The sequence below is a fragment of the Xanthomonas axonopodis genome (assembly GCF_001304695.1).
Classification (GTDB): Bacteria; Pseudomonadota; Gammaproteobacteria; order Xanthomonadales; family Xanthomonadaceae; genus Xanthomonas; species Xanthomonas axonopodis.
This window is the reverse complement of the sequence record NZ_JFAQ01000069.1, coordinates 1-22,509: the sequence shown is the minus strand read 5'-3', so window position 1 is coordinate 22,509 and position 22,509 is coordinate 1. Positions and strand designations below refer to the sequence as shown.

Annotated in this window: 10 protein-coding genes and 6 pseudogenes; 8 read left to right on the top strand and 8 right to left on the bottom strand. The window is 65.2% G+C overall.

The window, feature by feature from the left end; genetic code table 11:
* Positions 1-118 precede the first annotated feature (118 nt).
* The gene (locus XAXN_RS20890; RefSeq protein ID WP_338133135.1) at positions 119-280 is read left to right on the top strand and encodes a hypothetical protein; all 162 of its coding nucleotides are present in this window, start codon (positions 119-121) and stop codon (positions 278-280) included.
* A 74-nt stretch (positions 281-354) separates the two neighbouring features.
* The gene (locus XAXN_RS07515; protein WP_054319082.1) at positions 355-2,508 is read left to right on the top strand and encodes a phosphocholine-specific phospholipase C; all 2,154 of its coding nucleotides are present in this window, start codon (positions 355-357) and stop codon (positions 2,506-2,508) included.
* Between the two features lie 265 nt (positions 2,509-2,773).
* Here XAXN_RS07515 and XAXN_RS07510 read toward each other — a convergent pair whose 3' ends face one another.
* The 3 genes and pseudogenes from XAXN_RS07510 to bla all read right to left on the bottom strand — a co-directional run bounded on the left by XAXN_RS07510 (position 2,774) and on the right by bla (position 5,952).
* Positions 2,774-4,330 carry an ArnT family glycosyltransferase gene (locus XAXN_RS07510; RefSeq protein WP_054319081.1) on the bottom strand — a complete coding sequence of 519 codons (1,557 nt, stop codon included), beginning with the start codon at positions 4,328-4,330 and terminating at the stop codon, positions 2,774-2,776.
* Positions 4,331-4,590: 260 nt separating this feature from the next.
* A pseudogene (locus XAXN_RS07505) lies at positions 4,591-4,791 on the bottom strand (alpha/beta hydrolase); the annotation flags it as partial.
* Positions 4,792-5,038: 247 nt separating this feature from the next.
* Positions 5,039-5,952, bottom strand: a pseudogene (gene bla, locus XAXN_RS07500) (class A beta-lactamase).
* Positions 5,953-6,052: 100 nt separating this feature from the next.
* Here bla and ampR point away from each other — a divergent pair.
* Positions 6,053-6,926: pseudogene (gene ampR / locus XAXN_RS07495) on the top strand (LysR family transcriptional regulator AmpR).
* Positions 6,927-6,941: 15 nt separating this feature from the next.
* On the opposite strand, the gene XAXN_RS07490 reads toward ampR, so the two are convergent.
* Together XAXN_RS07490 and XAXN_RS07485 are read right to left on the bottom strand one after the other, a co-directional pair.
* A complete protein-coding gene (locus tag XAXN_RS07490; protein WP_338133134.1) occupies positions 6,942-7,394 on the bottom strand; it encodes a YcxB family protein in 453 nt (150 codons plus the stop codon).
* A gap of 241 nt (positions 7,395-7,635) precedes the next feature.
* Complete coding sequence (locus XAXN_RS07485) at positions 7,636-9,555, bottom strand: ABC-F family ATP-binding cassette domain-containing protein (RefSeq protein WP_054319079.1); 1,920 nt, start codon at positions 9,553-9,555, stop codon at positions 7,636-7,638.
* A 180-nt stretch (positions 9,556-9,735) separates the two neighbouring features.
* Between XAXN_RS07485 and XAXN_RS07480 the strand changes: the two genes are divergently transcribed.
* The 4 genes and pseudogenes from XAXN_RS07480 (at position 9,736) to XAXN_RS07465 (ending at position 18,387) form a co-directional block, all read left to right on the top strand.
* A complete protein-coding gene (locus XAXN_RS07480; RefSeq protein WP_054319078.1) occupies positions 9,736-12,123 on the top strand; it encodes a TonB-dependent receptor plug domain-containing protein in 2,388 nt (795 codons plus the stop codon).
* 444 nt (positions 12,124-12,567) lie between these two features.
* Positions 12,568-12,980, top strand: a pseudogene (locus XAXN_RS07475) (VOC family protein).
* Positions 12,981-13,266: 286 nt separating this feature from the next.
* Positions 13,267-15,654, top strand: a complete 2,388-nt coding sequence (locus XAXN_RS07470) for a TonB-dependent receptor plug domain-containing protein (protein ID WP_054319077.1) — start codon at positions 13,267-13,269, stop codon at positions 15,652-15,654.
* 333 nt (positions 15,655-15,987) lie between these two features.
* The gene (locus XAXN_RS07465; protein WP_054319076.1) at positions 15,988-18,387 is read left to right on the top strand and encodes a TonB-dependent receptor plug domain-containing protein; all 2,400 of its coding nucleotides are present in this window, start codon (positions 15,988-15,990) and stop codon (positions 18,385-18,387) included.
* Positions 18,388-18,586: 199 nt separating this feature from the next.
* Here XAXN_RS07465 and XAXN_RS07460 read toward each other — a convergent pair.
* Positions 18,587-19,777, bottom strand: a pseudogene (locus tag XAXN_RS07460) (cytochrome P450).
* Positions 19,778-20,213: 436 nt separating this feature from the next.
* Between XAXN_RS07460 and ybaL the strand changes: the two are divergent.
* Entirely contained in the window at positions 20,214-21,911 is a 1,698-nt protein-coding gene (gene ybaL / locus XAXN_RS07455; protein WP_054319075.1) for a YbaL family putative K(+) efflux transporter, read from the top strand.
* Positions 21,912-22,155: 244 nt separating this feature from the next.
* Here the strand turns inward: ybaL and XAXN_RS20875 are convergent.
* Positions 22,156-22,260, bottom strand: a pseudogene (locus XAXN_RS20875) (relaxation protein); the annotation flags it as partial.
* Between the two features lie 27 nt (positions 22,261-22,287).
* Positions 22,288-22,509, bottom strand: a 222-nt coding sequence (locus XAXN_RS20870; RefSeq protein ID WP_209018939.1) for a hypothetical protein, incomplete at its 5' end; no start/stop codon positions are given.

Sequence of the window (22,509 nt, the reverse complement as noted above, 5' to 3'; positions counted from 1 at the left end):
TATGTGTATCAGAGACAGGGGCAAAGCGATCTACGCGCCCCATCGTCTATGTGCATCCAACCTCCCGCGAAACGCGGGAACGGGGCTTGATCAGCGTTGCCTTAATGCCAATCTGGGTGTGGAACTGTCGCAACTGACCTCGCAGCTCAAAGGCCTGCAGCTGGCGCTCAATGTCAGCAACCTCACCGACAAGCGCTATCTGGAAGGGGTGGACGGCAGCGACAGTGCCTTTATTGCCGCACCGCGCACCGTGGGCCTGACCCTGACGCTGGACCTGTAACGGCGAGCTGCCATGCTCTGCGATGCCCGCATCAGGCATCGGTGCGGGAAGTCCTTCCGATGCGATGAGCCCACATGATCGATCTGCCCCGACGCCGCCTGCTGCAAGCCGGCCTCACCAGCGGCGCGGCCGCGTTGTTGCCCAGCATCGCGCGCGCCGCAGCCATCGCGCCGGACCGCCGCAGCGGCACGCTGGAGGATCTTCGGCATGTGGTGATCCTGATGCAGGAAAACCGCGCGTTCGACCATTACTTCGGCGCCCTGCCCGGCGTGCGCGGGTTCGGCGACCGGTTCCCGATTCCTGCGCCGCCCTTGCCGGGCACACCAGCGCGCACGGTGTGGCTGCAACCCAGCGAGGACGGCGGCCAATGGCTGACGCCGTTCGCGTTGGACACGGCCGCGCAATTCGGTTTCATGCGCGTCAAGAGCACCCCGCATAGCTGGCCGGATGCACAACAGGCCTGGGACCATGGTCGGCTCGGGCACTGGGCGGCCGCCAAGCACAATCATGCACTTGGCTATTACACGCGTGCGGACATTCCCTTCCAGTACACGCTGGCCGAGGCCTTCACCATCTGCGATGCGTACCATGCCGCGATCCAGACCGGCACCAATTCCAACCGCGTGTTCCTGTGGACCGGCGGCAACGATCCGCAGGCGCGCGCAGGCGGCCCGGTGATCGGCAATTCGCACGACAACTTTGCGGAACTGGGCGGTTTTGCCGAGCCGTATCGTTGGGGCACCTACGTCCAAGCACTGCAGAACGCCGGTGTGTCCTGGCAGATCTATCAGGACATGGCAGACAACTTCACCGACAACCCACTGGCCGGCTTTGCGGCATTTCGACAGGCGTACAACACCGCGCCCGGACATGATCCGCAACTGCGCGCGCGTGGCGTGAGCACGCGCGGCCTGGCGCAGCTGCGCGAGGACGTGCTGGGCGGGCGCCTGCCTGCGGTGAGCTACATCATTGCCGATGCGGCCGGCAGCGAGCATCCCGATCCGTCCAGCCCCGCCCAGGGCGCGGCCTACACCGCACGCGTGCTGGATGCGCTCACTGCCGATCCGGCGGTGTGGAGTCGCACCGCCTTGCTGGTGATGTTCGACGAGAACGATGGCTTCTTCGACCATATGCCGCCGCCCGCACCACCGTCGCCGGACGCACGCGCACCTGGCGGGTTTGCCGGCGCATCGACGATTGCCACCGACGACGACTATCACCGCCACCCGGCGCCAGGCGAACAGAAGGTGGATCTTCCCGAGCTACGCGGGCGGCCCTATGGGCTTGGCCCGCGCGTGCCCATGTATGTGGTCTCGCCGTGGAGCCGTGGCGGCTGGGTGGATTCGCAGGTGTACGACCACACCTCGGTGCTGGGTCTGCTCGAATGCCGCTTCGGCGTGCCCGCGCCGGAGATTACGCCCTGGCGGCGTGCAGTGTGCGGCGATTTGACCAATGCCTTCGATTTCGGCACTGCCGATACGCGCCCCTTCGCCACGGCGCTGCCGGATGTCAGCGCAACCGCTGCGCGCGCAGCAGGTTTGCGCGAGCACGCACTGCCGCCGTTGCCGGCCACGTTGCAGCCACCCGAGCAACCGTTCGGCGTGCGCCGCTCGCGGGCGCTGCCATATCGTCCCAGCGTGGAGCTGGCGTACCTGCCCGAGCGCGGCGAAGTGAAACTGCGCATGGACAACGCGGGCGCTGCGGCGGTGCTGCATGTCTACGACCGCTTCGATCTGGCTGCGATTCCGCGCCGCTACACAGTGGGAAAGGACACCGTCGTGGACGGCACGTGGACCACCTACGACGGGCGCTACGATCTTTGGCTGATCGGTCCCAACGGCTTCCATCGTCACTATCGGGGCGATGCGGATACGCCGCTGCTGGTGGCCGAGATCACGCAGGACACAGACGATGCGCAGGCGCTGTGCCTGACGTTGCGCAATCCCGGCAACCGCCCACTGCACGTCGCGCTGGAACCTGGTGCCTACACGCAAGCGCAACCGCGCAAGCGCATCACCGTCGCGGCCGGCGGCGAGCACCGTGAGCGCTGGAGCGCTACGCCGACCGGCGGCTGGTACGACCTGTGGCTAATCCACGACGGGGTGCGCCAGCGCCTGGCCGGGCGCGTGGAAACCGGCAAGCCCGGTATCAGCGACCCAGCGCTCGGCGGGTCGGCACGGCTGTATCAGGACGATCCGCCACATATCGACGGCCCAGGCTCTGGGTGAGACGCGCGGGATTGGGCAGTGCAGATTCGGCACGGAGCGAACCGGTGTGCGCGCCGTCATCAGTGCGCCATCGTCGTGGCGTCGCGCCGTGCGTATCGGCGTCGAAGGTGGCCTTGTCTAGCGCGGGCGGCAACAAGGTCTGCTGCCCCGGTCACGCAACATGCCTAGCGACAGCGGCCGCCTGGCAAGGACGGCCATTGATGCGAAAACCCTGACGGCCCCAGGCCAACGCACACCGCGTCGCCAGCCAGGCCGCCGGCCTGCACTACCGATGCAGCCAGTAACGGCAGTCACCGATCGTCTGCGGCTGCGCGCCCGCGGAATAACGCTGCACGATCTCGGCGTGCCACTGCGCCCGTTGCGGCGTGCTGCCCACCTTGTTGGGGCAATCGACCATTGCCGCCAGCGGCAGGCCACCCAGCGCAATGTCGGTGCTGGCCAGCGACTGCAACGCCTGGTCGGACGCCCAGTCGGCAATCATCACCGCGCGGCGGCCGGACCGATAGGGCAGTTCGGAAGACCAGTCATCGCCGAAGGCCACCACCACGCCCTGTTCCGGGGTCGCTGCACGGATCTGCTCGGCGATCTGCGAGATCGACGTCGGCGCACGCGCTTCCTTCATGTTCTTCAGCGAACTCACCAAGCCAGAGCCCAGTGACAGCAGGCACAGGAACACCGCCAATGCCACGCCACGGCCAGGTTTACCGATCGCCTGCCCACGCTGCACCACCCACCACAGCACAAGGCCGACGATCGACGTGGCGAACACCACCTGCGCGAACTGGTAGTAGGGATGCACTACCTGCAGATTGGTGAAGGCCAGCATCGGCGCCAGGTAGGCGAGCAACAGCAAGACCACCGCCGCACGGATCTGGCGGATCGACAAACCGGCGATGAGGATAATCAGGAACACCCAGTTCGAACCGACCGGTCCGGCGAAGCGCTTCTTGAAGATGGTCCCCCACCAGATGGCCGGATTCAGGCGCTGCTGCAGGGTGCCGTAATTGAAGCCCGACAGGCTGGCGGAGGTGACCTGTTGGCCCAGCAACGACTGTGCCTTCAGGGCATCGGCATGCTGCAGCCAGAGCAGCAGCGCCACCAGCGCCGCCACGGCCGCCACCGCGCCCCAACCCAGCAGCCTCCAATGCCCGACCAGCCACTGTGGACGCCAGCCGTGCTCGCGCAGCGCAACCCAGGCCAGGGCCAGGACGGTGAAGATCGCAAAACCAAAGAAGGTGGTGATCTTGATCAGGGCTGCCAGTACCGCGGCGGCAACAGCGACCCCGCCGTGCCATGCCCGCGGCTGCACATACAGCCGTGCCATCGCCCAGACAAACACCAAGCCGAAGAACACGGCGGTGGATTCCATCATCACCGAGCGCCCCCACAACTGGGCCAGCGGCGACACCGCGAACGCACCGGCAATGCACAGCGCCAGCACGCGGTCCGGGCGCAGCACCAGGGTGATGCGATAGCTCATCCAGATGCAGCCCACGTGGAACAGGGTGGACAGCAAACGACCGCTATTGTCGGCACTCATGCCGGTGACCTCGGACAACAACGCAGCCAGCCACTGGAACAGCGGCAGCTCGAACGGGATCGACCACGGCGCCCCAAGCACCGGCGTGAGATAGGACAGGAAAGGCCCACCACGCAACATCCAGTCGATCGAGAGGGCGGTCTGCGTCTGCCGGAAGCCGGACGCATCGATTGGCGGCATCGACCAGCTGAAGACCAGCATGATCAACAGCGCGATGGCCGAATAGCACAGCAGGATCCTGGCCGGTAGCAGGCCACGGTTGGGGATCGGTTGCTCGGTCACGCGTCGCTCTCCTGTAGGCGCCGGCCATCAGGCGCAAGGCGACCGGGCGCGCAGTGTCGGTTCTGCGGGCAGCGAGCGCAAGCCGTCGCTGGCACCGTCAGCTGCCAGGAATTCGCCGCATCTGCCGGGCCAGTAGCGCAGCGCCGCCACACGTTAGATCACGGTATCGCACGCGATGATCGAGCTGTCGCCCCTTCAGCAAGGCCGGCCCACTCGCGGCTTACGCGCAGCGTACTGTCACGACACCGGGATGTCGCCCCTCACTGCAGCACGCCGATCGTGTGCATCCAGGTTTCCACCAACTGTGGCCGCTGCGCGATCGGCAGCCCCTCGGCGCGCAGACCGAACGCATCGCCACCCTTGGCGTACACATGCATTTCCACCGGCACACCGGCGTGGTTGAGCGCGACGTAGTACGCCAGCACCTGCGAAACGCCGTCCACGTTGTCGTCCTGCGCCTGGCCAGATCGGCACCTGCACGTGCCCGGGCGTGGGTTCCCAGACGCGCGCCTGCGCACCGTGCGCATACAGACCCAAGACAATCGCAAACGTACAGCAGACGAACCGGCGCATGGCATGCTCCAAGGGATCGACAGGACTGTAGGGATGCGCGCGGCTGCCATCCGCCACGTCGCCGCTGGATCGGCCTTGCTCTGGCCTGTCACCAGGCGCGCGGGACGGGCGAAAAGCGTGAGGCCGCGAACGACGCTAGCCGGCACGCGATTCGCGTGTCGGCCACCAGGCCGCCACCGCCTGCGCCACTGCCTTCAACGCCGCATCGCGTGCCGCGTCGTCGACCTTGGCGCCATTCAAGTACGTGGTCAGCAACAGGGGCGCGCTTCCCTTCGGTGGCCAGAGGATGGCGATGTCGTTGCGCGTGTCGGTGCCGTTGCTGCCGGTCTTGTCGCCGATCTTCCAGTCGGCCGTCAGCCCCGCACGCAGGCAATCGTCGCCGGTGCGGTTGTCGATCATCCAGTCGGTCAGCTGCTTGCGCGAGGCTGGCTGCAGCGCGTCGCCAAGCAGCAGCGTGCGCAGCGTGGCGGCCATTGCTGCAGGCGTGGTGGTGTCGCGCGGGTCGCCGGCGGCGAACCGATTCATCTGCGGCTCGTAGCGGTCGGTGCGGGTCCGGGCATCGCCGATGCCGCGCAGGAACGCAGTCACGCCAGCCGGGTCGCCGACCAGGGGGAAAACAGCAGATTGGCGGCCGGGTTGTCGCTATAAATCATCGTTGCCCGGCACAGTTCGCCAACACTCAGCGAACCGCCGACATGGCGTTCGGTGACCGGGGCATGCTCAAGCATGTCGGACGTATGGATCTTGACCTGCTGCGTCAGCGTCAGCTTGCCCTGGTCCACCCGCTGCAGCACCGCGGCAGCCAATACAAATTTGAAGGTGCTGCACATCGGAAAGCGCTCGTCCTCGCGCTGCCCGAGGCGCTTGCCGGTGGCGCTGTCGAGCAGGCAGATGCCCAGGCGGCCGCCGGTGCCCTGTTCGATCCGGGCCCATTGCTCCCGCAACTCAGCGACCGGAGATGCCACCAGGCTGAGCGCCTGTGCGGGCCGGGACGCTGCAAACAGCACGCTCGCGCCAGTTGCGTACAAGAATTGTCGACGATTCAACATGGACCAGCCTCCCGATGAGAGCCCGCAGTATCGATGCGCACGACGCAGCCGACCATCGCGATGTTTCGATCTCAGGCATGAATTGAACTAATCTCTACCCATGCCCCGCCCCCGCCTGCCGCTCAATGCCCTGCGCGCGTTCGAAGCCGCCGCACGCCATCAGAATCTGACCCGTGCGGCCAACGAGTTGTGCGTCAGCCAGGCCGCGCTGAGTCACCAGATCAAGGCGCTGGAGCAGCAGCTGGGTAGCAGCCTGTTCCACCGCCTGCCGCGCGGGGTGGCACTGACCGACGAAGGCGCCGCGCTGGCGCCGGTGCTCGGCGAGGCCTTCGACCGCATCGCCGCCACCCTGGAACGCTTTGCCGATGGCCGTTACCGCGAGGTGCTCAGCGTGGGCGTGGTAGGCACCTTCGCCACCGGCTGGCTATTGCCACGGCTGGCAGCGTTCCATGCGGCGCATGCGGATATCGAACTACGCCTGTCCACCCACAACAACCGCGTCGACCTGGCCGGAGAAGGCCTGGATCTGGCCATCCGCTTCGGCGATGGCGATTGGCAGGGCCAGGTTGCCGAAGCCGTGATGGAAGCGCCCTTCGCGCCGGTGTGCGCGCCGGCAATGGCGCGCAGCTTGCGCGCGCCGGAGGATCTGGCGCGCGTGCCGTTACTACGCTCGTATCGTCTGGATGAGCGGCCGCAGTGATTTCGCGCTGCGCGGGTGACGGAGGTGCCTGCGCGCGGCACCATGTTCGATTAGTCGCTCACCCTGGCCAGCGCAGCGGCAGCCGGCGCAGGGGTGGCATTGTTGCCGCTGCCGATGTTTCGCCAGGACCTGGATACCGAGCGCCTGGTCTGCCCGTTCCCGATCGCCATCGATGCCGCGCTACTGGCTGACCTGGCTACGGTCGCGGCCGCAAAGCGATGCCGGGCGCCGGTTGCGCGATTGGCTACTGGCCGAACAGCACCTGGGCAGCTGAGCAGCGCAGCCGCGATTAGAGCGCCTTGGACGTCTTTCCCACCCGCAGGGCCAACTGGCGAAACGCCCCGAACTGCGCCCTGTCGGCGAACCGGTGCGGGCAGAACAGCTCGAACAGCCGGTCGTTGTGGTACAGCAACAGCACCCGGTCGTTTTCGCGGATGCGCATGTAATCGGACCAGGGGCGACGCAAATGGCCGTCCGCCCAGGTGATTTCCAGTCCGTTCTCGTCCCATGCATAGGTGTAGGTGTGCCGCAGCGAGGCCTGCTGCGCATGCAGGCGTTTGATCCGCCGCGGCAGGCCCCACGCGTGCAACAGCGCCAGTCCGATCAGCCCGCCGCCACCGCCGCCGATCAACGCCGGGCCGATGATCTCGCGCGCGCCGCTCAGGTGCAGCAGCCCCGCTCCGATCAACAGCAGCATTGCCAGAAACACCAGCAGACGTTTCGCATCGTGACGCGCATGCAAGCGCTGTGCGGCCAGATGGTCTTCCAGGCTGATGGTGACGCTGATTGTGCGGGCGACGTCCGTGTGTGTGGCTCGACGCGCAGCGTCACCCACGTGCTTTCGTCGAGGCGAACGATACGTAGCGCACCGGCAGCAGGCCGGTATGGACGAGGCGCGGGAACCGCAGCGTAGGCGTCGCACATCCCGCAACGAGCGCCTGACACGCCATCCGACGGTTGCGCAGGCGTTTTTGTCAGTCGCTCTACGCCCCGTCGATCAACTCCATCCACGCCGTCTCAGCTTCAGCCAGCTGCTGCGCGGTGGCTTCGCGGTCGCGTCCGAGCACGGCCATCTTCTCGCTGTCGGCGTAGTTGCCGGGATTGGCCAGCTCGCGGTCCAGCGCGGCAAGTGCCGCTTCCAGCTCGCCGACGCGCTTTTCGGCGCTGGCCAGCTTGTGCGGGTTGACGGCTTTTTTCGGTGGTAGCGGCTTGGTCGGCGGCGGCGGGGTCGGCGCCACGTCGGCCATCTTCTGCTTGGTGCCCTGCGCCGCCGGGCGGCTACGCAGCCAGGCGGCGTATTCGTCCAGATCGCCGGCGAACGGCTCGACCACGCCATCGGCCACGCGCCAGAAACTGTCGCAGACCAGGCCGATCAGATGGCGGTCGTGCGAGACCATCACGATGGCACCCTCGAAATCGCTCAACGCCTCGGCCAGCGCCTCGCGCATTTCCAGATCCAAGTGGTTGGTCGGTTCGTCCAGCAGCAACACGTTCGGCTGCTGCCAGGCGATCAACGCCAGCGCCAGCCGCGCGCGCTCGCCGCCGGAGAAACCATCCACCACTTCGAAGGCACGGTCGCCGGCAAAATTCCATTTGCCCAAAAAGTCGCGGAACGCCTGGTTGGAACCATCCGGCGACAGCGCGCGGAAGTGGTCCATCGGCGATTGACCTTCGTGCAGCGACTCCACGGTGTGCTGGGCGAAGTACCCGATGCGCAAATCCGGATGCGCGCTGCGCTCGCCCGCCAACGGTGCCAGTTCGCCCACCAAGGTCTTGACCAGGGTGGACTTACCCGCGCCATTGGGCCCGAGCAACCCGATCCGATCACCCGCTTCCAGACCGAAACCGACATCGTGCAGGATGACCGTGGCAGCGTCGCCCCCATCCGCCCTTCGGGCAGCTTCCCCCGCACGCGGGGGAAGGGAGGTCGGAGCCGGATAGCCGGCCTGTACATGATTCAACCGAATCAACGAAAACGGCAGCCGATTGGGCTGCGCGAACTGGATGCGGAACTCGCGCTCGGCGCGCACCGCTTCGGTGCCGGCCATCTTGGCCAGGCGCTTCATGCGACTCTGCGCCTGGGTGGCCTTGCTGGCCTGTGCCTTGAAGCGGTCGATGAAGCTCTGCAGATGCGCGCGCTCGGCCTGTTCCTTGTCGTGCGCGATCTGCTGCTGACGCAAATGCTCGATGCGCTGGCGTTCGAAATCGGTGTAGCCACCGACATACAGCTTGGCAGTGCCGCCATGCAGGTGCAGGGTGTGGGTGGCCACGTTGTCGAGAAATTCGCGGTCGTGCGAAATCAGCAGCAGCGTGCCCGGGTACTTGAGCAACCACTGCTCCAGCCACAGCACTGCATCCATGTCCAAGTGGTTGGTGGGTTCGTCGAGCAGCAGCAGGTCGCTGGGCATCATCAGCGCGCGCGCCAGATTCAGCCGCACCCGCCAGCCGCCGGAGAACGAGGACACCGCGCGGTGGTGCGTGTCGGCCGGAAAGCCCAGGCCGTGCAGCAACTTGCCAGCGCGCGCCTCGGCGTCGTAGGCGCCGATCTCGGCCATCTTCTGGTGTGCGTTGGCCACCGCCTCCCAGTCTTCGCGCGCGGTGGCCGCCGCCTCTTCCTGCAGCACCGCGGAGACTTCGATGTCCCCGCCCAGGACGAACGACAGCGCGGGGTCGGGCAGCGACGGAGTTTCCTGCGAAACGCTGGCCGTGCGCACCCTGCCGGGCAGATCGACATCGCCCTTGTCGGCCTCAAGCTCGCCCTTCACCGCAGCGAACAGGCTCGACTTGCCGGTGCCGTTACGGCCCACCACACCGACGCGGTAGCCGGCGTGCATGGTCAGGTCGACGTTGGAGAGCAGCAGACGCTCGCCGCGTCGCATGGAGAAGTTACGCAGGGAAATCATGGATGGACAGTCCGATAGAACGAAAAGGAATGAGCAGATGAGCAGCATTCCTGCGACGTCATTCTAGCGTTAACGAATAATTAGCGCCTTCAGCATGGCCGCCGTCTTGTTCGCCCTGCCGCGACCGCCGCCTGCCTAGCCTTGCCTGGTCCTGCCTGGACCCACGTTTTCGGAGTTGTCATGAACGCCCCCGTTTCCGCGCTTGCGACCGCCGTGGTCGCTGCACTGCTTGCCTCCCCCGCCCTGGCCCAGAACGCTGCGCCGGCGACTGCCCCGGCCAACACCCTGGATACGGTCATCGTCACCGGTACCCGCGTCTCCGACCGCACCGTGGCCGAATCGCAGTCGCCGATCGACATCATCAGCGCCGAATCGCTGCAGGCCACCGGCACCCCCGAGCTGGCCACCGCGCTGGCGCGCGCCCTGCCCTCGCTGAACTTCCCGCGCCCTGCCCTGAGCGATGGCACCAGCGCAATCCGTCCCGCACAGCTGCGCGGCCTGTCGCCGGACCAGGTGCTGGTGCTGGTCAATGGCAAACGCCGCCACACCTCCTCGCTGCTCAACCTCAACGGCACCATCGGTCGCGGCGCGGCGGCGGTGGATCTGAACACCATTCCGGTCGCGGCCATCGCACGGGTGGAAGTGCTGCGCGACGGCGCCTCGGCGCAGTACGGCTCCGATGCCATTGCCGGTGTGGTCAACATCGTGCTCAAGGGCGCGGAAAAGGGCGGCAGCCTGCAAGCCGGCTTCGGCCAGTATTCGGCTGGCGACGGCAACAACTACAAACTCTCCGGCGACACCGGCGTGGCCTACGGCGGCGAGCGTGGCTGGCTGCACGTGGCCGCCCAGCTTAACCAGCAGGATCCCACCGACCGTGCGCGCGCCTATGCCGGCGCGCCAAGCGCCTCGCAGCCGGCAGTGGGCCAGAAAGCCTTCAAGATCGGCGACCCGGAAGTCAATGCGCAGGCGGTCTCGGCCAATACCGAATTCGCCTTCAGCGACAGCATCACCGGCTATGCCTTTGCCACCGCCAGTAACCGCCACATCACCTCGTTCGCGTTTTTCCGCGCGCCAGGCAGCACCACGCAGAATATCTTGTCGATCTATCCGCAGGGCTTTTTGCCTGAAATCCAGACCTACGCCAAGGACCGCTCGCTGGTGGCCGGCGTACGCGGCTCCACTGCCAGCGATTGGGACTGGGACGCCAGCTACAACTACGGCTACAACCGTATCGATTTCCACACCCGCAATACGCTCAACGTCAGCCTGGGCCCGACTTCGCCCACCGCGTTCTACGACGGCGCACTGGAAACCACACAGAACATCGTCAACCTGGACGTCAAGCGCGGTTTCGACTGGGGCCTGGCGTACCCGGTGACGGTGGCCTTCGGCGCCGAATACCGCAACGAAAAGTGGAACCAGTCGCCGGGCGAGGTGGGTTCGTATTTCCAGAGCGGCACGCTGGCCGGCGGCGCGCAGGGCTTCGGCGGATTCGCACCCAGCGTATCCGGGCAGTATTCGCGCGACAGCTACGCGTTGTACGCCGACATCGAAGCCGACTTCACCGACAAGTTCTCTGCCGGCCTGGCCGGGCGTTACGAGGACTACAGCGATTTCGGCAGCCAGGCCTCCGGAAAGGCCTCGGCGCGCTATGCGTTCACCGACAAGATCGCGTTGCGCGGCACGGTGGCCTCGGGCTTCCGCGCGCCGTCGCTGGCGCAGCAGTATTTCCAGTCCACCAGCACCACCTTCCTGGCCAGCAACCCGAATCCGTTCGAGATCCGCACCCTCCCCGCCGACAGCACCGTGGCGCGCGCGCTTGGCGCCGAGCCGCTGGATGCAGAAACCTCCATGTCCTACAGCCTGGGCCTGGTGGTGCAGCCGACCGATGCGCTTTACCTCACCGTGGATGCGTACCAGATCGATGTGGACGACCGCATCGTGCTGTCGTCCAACCTCACCGGCGCCGGCGTGCGCACCCTGCTCGAAGCACAGGGCATCTTCGGCATCAACGGCGGGCGTTACTTCACCAATGCGGTGGATACGCGCACGCGCGGCGTGGACGTGGTGGGCAGCTACCGCTGGCAGCTTGCCGCCAGCAGCGTGGACCTGACTGCCGGCTACAACTACTCGGAAACAAAGGTGCGCAGCGTGGCCGCCAACCCGGCAGCGTTGTCGGCCAACGGGCTGAGCCTGGAGCGCATCGACCGCACCGAGCGCGGCCGCATCGAAGAAGGCTTCCCGCGCGACAAGTTCCTGATCAACGGCAGCTGGAACTCCGGGCGCTGGACGCTGGCCCTGGGTACCACGCGCTACGGCAAGTACAGCACCCGCCCGGCAGAGGCGAGCAACGACCAGACCTTCGGCGCCAAGTGGGTGGTGGATGCATCGGCCAGCTACAAGGTAGACCGCTGGACGCTCACCCTGGGCGCTGACAATGTGCTGGACGAATATCCGGACGAAAACAACTTCGCCAATTCCACCAGCGGGCAATTCCCGTACAGCAATCTGTCGCCGTTCGGCTTCAATGGTGCGTACGTGTACGGGCGCATCAACTACCGCTGGTAAGCGCTGCGCTCGAGCAGCCGAGGTCGTCCTTGTGATCGTGAGGCGGGCAGTGCGACCGGCCATCTCGCGATCACCGCCGCATCTGCCGTGATCGGGGCATGCGGCGTCGCTGTACATGCATGGCGTGTCGCCATGGCATCTTCGACAGCGATCCTCAACCACACGCCCCGGCCAGCCCGGAGCGCGTGCGTATTGGCCAGGCGTTAACTGCGGCCGGTTGAGAGCGGCAGACAAGCTCACTGCCAGCACCAGACGAACGCGGCCGGTGCTGGGTGCGGCATCGACCACGCGTGCAGCGCGGTCGGCATGCGCCGTCCGCACGCAGCTGACGACTGCGCGCCTCGCTTTGGTAGCGACTCTGCGCACCGCATCGCTGCAAGGTGAAGAACAGCCGGCAGCTGCAGTGGTATCAACTGTGCTCACGTCATTGCCGGAGCACGCTTCATGGAAACATCGCAGCTGTCGCGCGGACGCTTGATCGACCATCTGCACCTGGTGGTGCAGGACCTGGCGGCCAGCCGGCGCTTCTACCAGGCTGTGCTGGATGTTCTGGGCATTCCGGTCGGCGGCGAAGGCGACGGCTTTTCCTGGGCCGACGAACTGTTCGCCTCCTATCGCAACACGGGGGCACAAGGCGTGCTGACCGGCCGCCATCACCTGGCATTTCAGGCACGCGATGTGGCAATGGTGCATGCCTTCCATCAGGCTGCGCTCGCCCATGGTGGTCGCGACAATGGTGCGCCCGGCCTGCCCCCTAAAACCCGCACTACTACGCTGCGTTCGTACGCGATCCGGACGGCAACAATAACGGAGCGGTCTTCCATAGTGTTGCGCAACGCAGTGTAGATGCGGCGTAGATCACGTTCTGATGCACAAGTTTCATAACTGGTATTGCCGTCCACTATGGTGCAAGCAAGCGCCCGTCCTAGTCAGGTCTGGTGCGCGCTTCGCATCAATTTGGTGCGCGATGACAACGTTGTCAGCAGCACAGCAGAGATGACGATTGCCTGCGCAACGTAACCAAAATTTGACATAAGGTTACACGTGGTTGATGGTTGGGAACGCACCGCAGCTGCCGCGATGGACGCGGCCCGGGAGGGGGCCCCTGCGATGCATCCGTTCCCCACTCGGAGTTGTCACCGCATGAATTGCAAGACCAGTCCACTCGCAGTCGCCGTTGTTCTTGCACTGTCGTTTTCCGCTTCAACCGCATCTGCACAGTCGGAGGCGCCGACCCAGAAAACACTGGACACCCTGATCGTGACGGGCACGCGTGTGGCCGATCGCACGGTCGCCGAATCGGCATCGCCGATCGACATCATCTCACCGCAGGCACTGGAATCGACCGGCACCACCGAACTGGCGACCGCGCTCTCACGCGCGATCCCTTCGCTCAATTTTCCGCGCCCGGCCATCTCCGACGGCTCTGACGCGGTGCGCCCGGCACAGCTGCGCGGCCTGTCACCCGATCAGGTGCTGGTGCTGGTCAACGGCAAGCGCTATCACAGCACGGCGTTGATCAATGTCAACGATACGCAGGGGCGTGGCTCTTCGCCGGCAGACCTCAACACCATTCCGATCGCCGCGGTGGAACGCATCGAAGTGCTGCGCGATGGCGCGTCTGCGCAATACGGCTCGGACGCCATCGCCGGCGTGATCAATGTCGTCCTCAAGGGCAGCGGCGAAGGCGGCAGCATCAATGGCCGCTATGGCAAGTACAGTGCCGGCGACGGCGAGCAGTATCAGTTATCCGGCGATGCCGGTTTCAGCTTCGCCGGCACCGGCAAGGTGCACCTGGCCGCACAGGCCGGGCACTCGGATCAGACCAACCGCGCGTTGCCGTTCCAGGGCCGTGTGGAGCAGCGTTACGGCGACCCCGACATCGACCAGGACGCGCTCTCGTTCAACGGCGAATACAGCCCCACCGACTACCTCACCTTCTATTCGTTCGGCATGGTCAGCCGGCGCGAAGTGTTGTCCAACGGCTATTTCCGCTTTGCCGGCGACAATCGCAATCGCCCGGAAATCTATCCGGACGGCTTCCTGCCGCAGATCTACAACGTCAGCAAGGACGTCTCGTGGGTGGGCGGCTTGAAGACCTCCACCGAAGGCGGCTTGAACATCGACCTGAGCTACAACTACGGGCAGAACAATCTCACCTTCGATGTGCGCAACAGCTTGAACAACAGCTTGGGGCTGGCCAGCCCGACCGACTTCCACGCCGGTACGCTGGAAGTGACGCAAAACGTGCTCAATGCCGATTTCACCAAGACGCTGGATTGGGGCCTGACCTACCCGGTGACGCTGGCCTTCGGTGCCGAATGGCGCGGCGAGAAGTTCAACGAATCGCCCGGCGATGCGGCCTCCTCGGCCAACGGCGGTATTCCCTCGGCCAACGGATCGTTGATTCCCGGCGCGCAGGTGTTCCCGGGCTTCAAGCCCACCGATGCCGGTTACTACAACCGCAACAGCCATTCGTTCTACGCCGATCTGGAAACGGATCTGACCGAGAAGTTCTCGGCCGGTTTGGCCGGGCGCTACGAGAAGTACAGCGACTTTGGCGACACCGCCACCGGCAAGCTGTCGCTGCGCTATGCCTTTACCGACAAAGTGGCGGTGCGTGCGACTGCATCCACCGGCTTCCGCGCGCCGTCGCTGCAGCAGCAGAACTTCCAGTCGATCGCCACCCAGTTCCTCAACGTAGCGCAACCCAACGGCTCGGTGACCGCGATTCCGTTCGAGATCGGCACCTTCCGTACCGATAACCCTGCTGCAATCGCGCTCGGTGCCGAACCGCTCAAGGCCGAAGAGTCCAAGAATTACGGCTTGGGCGTGGTGTTGCAACCGGTAGAGAATCTGTACATCACGGTGGATGCGTATCGCATCGATATCGACGACCGCATCGTGCTGTCTGAAAACCTCAGCTCCGATGCGGTCCGCAACTACCTGCAGGCCAATGGCTTCCCGGGCATCGGTGGCGGGCGCTACTTCACCAATGCGGTAGATACCAAGACGCAAGGTGTGGATGCGGTCGGCACCTATCGCTGGAACCTGGATGGCGGCAGCGTGGAGCTGACCTCCGGCTACAACTACAACAAGACCGAAATCAAACGCATCGCCGACAACCCGGCAGCGCTGATGGCGATCGACCCGAGTGCTGTGCGCATCGGCCGCGCCGAAATCGGCCGTATCACCGAAGGCACGCCGCGCGACAAGTTCTTCCTCGGCGGCACCTGGTCGCCGGGCAACTGGTCGTTCACCGGCACCGCCACGCGCTGGGGCGAGTTCAGCACGTTCGGCACCAACGCCGGCAGCGACCAGACCTACGCGGCCAAGTGGACGCTGGATCTGGCCGCCTCCTACAAGTTGGGCGCCTGGAACTTCACCGTTGGTGGCGACAACGTGCTCAACGAATATCCGGACCGCCAGAAAGCCGGTTTGGGCACGCGCACCTACCTGCCCTACAGCAGCGCCTCGCCGTTCGGTTTCAACGGCGCGCTGGTCTATGCGAACGTGAACTACAAGTGGTAACTCCCAAGTGCCGGTCGGCCACGACCGGCACTTGAGTCGCGCCGCACGTTTGCGTGCTGCCGACGTAACCGTCCCTGGCCACCTCGCACATGCGAGGTGGCCAGGTCAGACGCTCTGCGTTGCACGTTGCACCGCTTCAGCAAGGATGCACGCAGTAAGTGCGCAAGGCGCCACACCGCGCGTTGCCGATTGCGGCCATCTTCGCGCGCACTGCTCCGCACTGCGGAAGCATGTGGCGCGCAGGCATGGCCGATTACCCGTACGCAGTTGCATTCCCCGGTATTTACGGTGCTTCGTCGCTACGTCCATCACCCCTCTTGAGCCTTGACCCCCATGCACAACTCCAACGCACTCTCGCTGGCGATTTCAGTCGCACTCACCGTCTGTTCCTTCGCTGCCAGTGCGCAGTCGCAATCGACCCAGCCGCAGAAAACCCTCGACACCCTGATCGTCACCGGTACGCGCGTCAGCGACAGGACCGTGGCCGAATCCGAATCGCCGATCGACATCATCTCCGATGAGTCGTTGCAGGCCACCGGCGCCACCGACGTCGCCACCGCGCTCGGCAAGCTATTGCCATCGCTGAACTTCCCGCGCCCGGCCATTGCCGACGGCAACGACGCCGCCCGTCCGGCCACGCTGCGCGGGCTGTCGCCGGACAACGTGCTGGTGCTGGTCGACGGCAAGCGCTATCACACCTCCTCGCTGGTGAACTACAACCCCTATGTGGGTCGTGGTTCGGCGCCGGCCGATCTCAACTCGCTGCCGATGTCGGCCATCGCCCACATCGAGGTGCTGCGCGATGGCGCGTCCGCACAATACGGCTCCGATGCGATCGCCGGCGTGGTCAACATCGTGCTCAAGCACGGCGCCGCGGCCGGCACCAACAGCATTTCGGTCAATGGCGGCATCATGGACAAGGGCGACGGCGCACAGAACGGCGTGGACGGCTCGGTCGGCCTGCCGTTCGGAGCCACCAGCGGAGATACCGCGCCTGGCTGGGTGCGGCTGTCGTGGAATTATCAAAACTCGATGGACACCAATCGCAGCGAGAACACCAATCGCGCCACCACGCTTGCTGGCGCCGCCAATCCCAGCGGCGTGCCCTACCAGCGTCATGGCGATCCGGATGCCAGGTTCTACCAGGACCTGGTCGCGTTCGGCTATGGCTTAACGCCCAACGTCGAGCTGTACGGCCATCTAAGCCTCAGCCGCCGCGAAGTGACCTCCAACGGCTACTACCGTGCCTACGACAACACCGACCGCAATGTGCAGGCGGTGTATCCCAACGGCTTCCTGCCGCAGATCTACAACCCGATCAACGACCGCTCGGCGGTGCTCGGCGTCAAGGGCACCATGGCCAGCGATTGGCATTGGGACGTGTCGGCCACTTACGGCAAGAACGACATGACCTTCAATATCCTCAACAGCATCAACACCAATCTTTACTGGAGCACGGGCAGCTCGCCGACGAACTTCAATTCCGGCGGTTTCGAAACCGAACAAGGCACGCTCAACGCCGACTTCAACAAGTCCTTCGATTGGGGTCTGGCCTATCCGGTCAATCTGGCCTTCGGTCTCGAACACCGCCAGGACCGCTACGAGATCGTCGCCGGCTCGCCGGCGTCGTATTTCTTCGACCCCGACACGATCAACCCGGATACCGGAGCCCCGTACCCTGGCGGTGCGCAGGTGTTCTCCGGCCTGGAGCCCTCGGTGGCCGGCAAGTTCGGCCGCCATAGCAACGCGGCCTACGCGGCGCTGGAAGCGGACCTGAGCGACAAGCTGTCCGGCGGTATCGCCGGGCGTTACGAGAACTACAGCGATGCCGGTTCCACCCGCTCGGGCAAGCTGTCGGCGCGCTATGCGTTCACCGACACGTTCTCCATGCGCGCAACGGTCTCCAACGGCTTTCGTGCGCCCTCGCTGGCGCAGCAGAACTACGCCTCGGTGGTGACCTTGCCACAGGACGGGCAACTGATCCAGGTGGGCACCTATCGCACCTCCGACCCGATCGCCGTGCAACTGGGCGCGCGTCCACTGAGCCCGGAAAAGTCCACCAATTACGGGATCGGCAGCGTCTGGCAGCCGACCGCCAACTTCACCTCGACGCTGGACGTGTACCAGATCCGCATCTGGGACCAGATCCTGTATTCGGACCAGATCCAGCTCGCCCAGCCGATCGGCCAGGTGGGTGCGGTGCAATTCTTCGTCAACGGCGCCACCAGCCGCACGCGCGGCGTCGACTGGGTCAACAGCTATCGCGCCGATCTCGGTGCCGGCGGCAGCCTCGACCTGAGTGCCAGCGCCAACTACAACAAGACCAAGGTCCTGGAGTTGTCCAATCCGAACTTTGGACGCGCCAGCCAGGGCTTGTTGACCGAGTCCACGCCACGCACCAAGTACATGCTGGCAGCGGACTGGACCTTGGGCGGCTTCTCGCTCAACGGCAATGCCACCCGCTATGGCGCGATCAAGCGCATCGGCGATCCTGCCGACGGCAGCCAGGACCAGACCTATTCGGCACGCTGGATCCTCAATCTGGCGGCCAACTACACCTGGCAGGCGCTGACCTTCACCGTGGGCGCGGACAATGTCACCAACCAGTATCCGACCAAGGCACAGCTGACCACCGGCTACGATGATCGCGCCAGCGGCCTGCAGTACTCCTCGTTATCGCCGTTCGGCTTCAACGGTCGCTACTGGTACGGCCGGGTGACCTACCGCTTCTGATCGGCCGGCTCGAGCGACCCTGCCGATCCGTGCATGCGTACACGCAAACACCGCCGAGTGATCGGCGGTGTTTGTCGTTGTGGACATCACGATTCGTGTGCAGCGGCCGTGCCTCATCTGGCGCGGCGATTGCCAGCGCAGTGATTGCCGCTGCGATTCCGTCCTGGCACGTCACCTCGCTGCACCGCCTGGCCGCAGCTCACCAGGAGGCGAGCAGCGTGTCGACACCGCGCAGGTTGGCGCGATCGTTCAAGCTCAGCGTGTCCAGCTGCTCCAGCCGAAGCGTCGGCAGACGCGCCAGCAGGCAGGCCAGCGCGGCTTCCATTTCGATCAGGGCCAGCCGGTTGCCCAGGCAGTGGTGGATGCCGCCACCGAACGACAGCGCGCGACCCTGCTGGCGGCGGATATCCAACACCTGCGGGTCGGTGAACTGCAGCGTGTCGTGATTGGCCGCGCCCAGCATCAGATACAGCATGGTGCCCTGGGGAACCGCCACGCCCTCGATCTGGAAATCCTGCAAGGCGGTGCGCGTGGCGATCTGCACCGAGCTGTCGTAGCGCATGCATTCGAGCACCGCGTTGGGAAGCAGGCTCGGGGTTTCCTGCAGCAGGCGCAATTGCTGCGGGTGCCGATGCAGGGCGACCAGCGCATTGCAGATCATGGAGGTGGTTTCGTGGCCGGCAAAGAGCAGAAGGATCACGTTGGAGACGATCTCCTCGTCACTCAGGCGGCGGCCGTTGTCCTCGGCCTTGATGAAGCGCGCAATCAGATCGTCGCCGCCATCGCTGCGACGTTGCGCGATCACGCCATGGAAATACCGTGCCAGCTGGTCGTACGCAACGCTGGTCGCCTGCAGTTCTTCCGCCGTCATCATCGGATCGAAGACGTTTGCCAGCGCGCTGGTCGCGTGACTCAACGCGGTGACATCGGCTGCATCGATATCCAGCATCCGGCAGATGATGGCGATCGGCAGCGGGAACGCGAACTCGGTCGACAGATCGCAGTGGCCGTTGGCCTGGAAATCGTCGATCAATCCGCGGCGGTATCGCGGGCCACCTCACGCATGGACTCCATCTGCCGCGCACCGAAGGCCTGCGTCATCAGTGCGCGCAACTGGGTGTGCAGCAGCGGATTGAGCAGCAGGAACATGCGGCTCATGCCCTGAAACAGCGGCAGGTGCACCGCCGCTTCGCCGTAGCGCAGACGAATGCCTTGCAGATAGTCGCGGCCGACCCGTCGATCGCCTAGCAGGCGATCGACCACGGCGTAGCGGCCGGACATCAGCCGCCCCGCTGCCACCTGCACCAGTGGGCCTTCCTCGCGCAGGCGTGCGTAGGTCGGATAGGGATCCGTGGCGAAACTGGGGTGTTGCCAAATCGCTGAGATGCATGGCCTGGCTCGGGTGGCATCACCCCGAAACAGGGGCGATGCATGCGTGCGCCTGCCGAAGAACGCAGGTGCTCGGCTGGATGCCCGGATTATCTGCACGTGCCGCGCCCGGGCCTTGCGCACGCACGAAGCGGTGTCGTCAATGTTGAATCGGCATTGCCGGACTTGCGCCGTACGTCTCAGCTCGCAGGTGTGGGCGACAGCGGTTTACACGCGACACCTGACGCATGTATCTGCCTGCGCATGCGCCGCACATCGCATCGCGTTAATCACGCGCTGTGTACTATGGGCGTCCGGCCAACCGGACCTGTTTTGCGGTCCAGTTCCCCCTGCCGGACTCCAGCCATGACCACGCAATGCCCGCAGGCGACGCCCGGCGCAGTGCCGTTGGCTGGTCGACCTCGACGATCTCCTGGACACTCTCACAACGGATTGGAATGCATCACGACACCAGCCTCATCGACATCATCGCCGTCGGCCTCGCGGTCGCCTTCATCCTTGGCACGCTCGCGCAGAAGGTGAAGCTCTCGCCGCTGGTCGGCTACCTGCTGGCCGGCGTGTGCGTGGGGCCGTTTACGCCAGGCTTCGTGGCCGACCAGACCATCGCCAGCCAACTGTCCGAACTCGGTGTGATGTTGCTGATGTTCGGCGTGGGCCTGCATTTTTCGCTCGACGATTTGATGGAAGTGAAGTGGATCGCGGTGCCTGGTGCATTGGCGCAGATCGTGGTGGCCACCCTGCTCGGCTGGGCGCTGGCGTGGAGCATGGGCTGGTCGCTGATTCACGGCTTGGTATTCGGCCTGGCGCTGTCGGTGGCCAGTACGGTGGTGCTGTTGCGCGCCCTGGAAGAACGCCGTTTGCTGGACACCCAGCGCGGCCGCATCGCGGTGGGCTGGCTGATTGTCGAAGACCTGGTGATGGTGCTGGCATTGGTGTTGCTCCCGGCGCTGGCGGATGTGCTCGGTACCGGAACGCCAGCCGCGGCGCACGATGCGCAATCGCCCTCGCTACTGGCCGCGCTTGGCATAACCTTATTCAAGATGGTGGCGTTCGTCGCAGCGATGCTGGTTATCGGCCGGCGCGTGATTCCCTGGTCGTTGGCAAAAGTGGCAGCAACCGGCTCGCGCGAACTGTTCACCCTGGCCGTGCTCGGCATCGCGCTGGGCGTGGCATTCGTGTCGGCCACATTGTTCGGTGTGTCGTTCGCGCTAGGCGCGTTCTTTGCCGGCATGCTGCTCAAGGAATCGGAACTCAGCCATAAGGCCGCCAGCGACTCGCTGCCGTTGCGCGACGCATTTGCGGTGCTGTTCTTCGTGTCGGTGGGCATGTTGTTCGACCCGATGATCCTGATCGCGCACCCGTGGCAGGTCCTGGCGACCTTCCTGACCATTACCGTGGGCAAGTCGCTGGCGGCCTTTTTGATCGTGCGCGCGTTCGGCCACCCCACCGGCACGGCGCTCACCATTTCCACCAGCCTGGCGCAGATTGGCGAATTCTCTTTCATCCTGGCCGGCCTGGGCGTGCAACTGGCGATCCTGCCGGAAACGGGCCGCGACCTGATCCTGGCCGGCGCGTTGCTGTCGATCGTGGCCAACCCGTTCCTGTTCTCGTGGCTGGACCGCTGGCAGGCCAAACAGGCGCAGGACGCGCCCGCCGCAGTGGAGCCGGAACTACCGCCCGGCCCGCCGCTGCCGGCGGATGGGCATGCCATCGTGATCGGCTACGGCCGCGTGGGCAGTTCGCTGGCGCAATTACTGCGCAGCCGCGGCGTGCCGGTGCTGGTGATCGACGACAACGGCGACCACGTGGCCAAGGCGCATGCCGCTGGTATTCCCGGCATCCGTGGCAGCGCAGCGGCCGACCGCGTGCTGGCCGAGGCACGCCCGGAGCACGCCAAGATCGCCATCCTGGCCATTCCGCAGCCGCTGGAGGCCGGCGAAGCGCTGGCCAAGCTGCGCGTCATCAACCCCTCGCTGATACTGCTGGCGCGCGCTCATAGCGACGCCGAGGTCAAGCACCTGCTCGAACACGGTGCCGACGGCGCGGTGCTGGCCGAGCGCGAACTGGCTTATTCGCTGGCCGAGATGGTGATGTCCACTCCTCCGTACCGCGCATTGAACGTGCCGGCGTCGTGATTCGAGCCTGTGGTCCGCGTCGAATGAGCTGCGTTGATCGTCAACACTGTGAGCGGAGACTGCATTGCGCCAGCTTGGCTCGCGCCAAGGCAAGCGGCGGAGCGCACGCTCGGGCCACCCGTCCGTAAAATGGTCTGCAGCGCGCCGAGACAAACTCCCGCATGCCATCAGCATCGATCGCCATGCGGGCCACGCTCGACACGCGACGCATCGGCGGCCGGCAACGGCCGGGACCATTGGGCAATGCCAGGTGGCGTTGCTGTCGTTCCATCTCACTGCAGCGGCGCTCGAACTGCTCCATGAGCGCGGCGGTCTTGTCGACCAAGGTCAGCGGGTCTTTTGTATTCATTGTGCATCCTGCCTTTGCTGATGGCGTTTACATGCTGCGCCCACCGATGCGCATCGTTTGTTGCTGTTGCTGTTGCTGTTGCTGTTGCTGTTGCTGTTGCTGTTGCTGTTGCTGTTGCTGTTGCTTCTGCTTCTCGTTGTCCTGGGCCTGCATCGGTTGGGGGGCCTGTTCATTGATCAGGTTCTGGTTCTTCTGCCGGTATTGGTCGTGGTCGCGGTCCTGTTCGGCGGCCAGCTTACGGTCCTGGAA

Coding starts and splice junctions, on each gene's coding strand:
- XAXN_RS07515 (WP_054319082.1), top strand. CDS start 355: ATGATCGATCTGCCCCGACGCCGCCTGCTGCAAGCCGGCCTCACCAGC.
- XAXN_RS07485 (WP_054319079.1), bottom strand. CDS start 9,555: ATGATTTCCCTGCGTAACTTCTCCATGCGACGCGGCGAGCGTCTGCTG.
- XAXN_RS07480 (WP_054319078.1), top strand. CDS start 9,736: ATGAACGCCCCCGTTTCCGCGCTTGCGACCGCCGTGGTCGCTGCACTG.
- XAXN_RS07470 (WP_054319077.1), top strand. CDS start 13,267: ATGAATTGCAAGACCAGTCCACTCGCAGTCGCCGTTGTTCTTGCACTG.
- XAXN_RS07465 (WP_054319076.1), top strand. CDS start 15,988: ATGCACAACTCCAACGCACTCTCGCTGGCGATTTCAGTCGCACTCACC.
- ybaL (WP_054319075.1), top strand. CDS start 20,214: ATGCATCACGACACCAGCCTCATCGACATCATCGCCGTCGGCCTCGCG.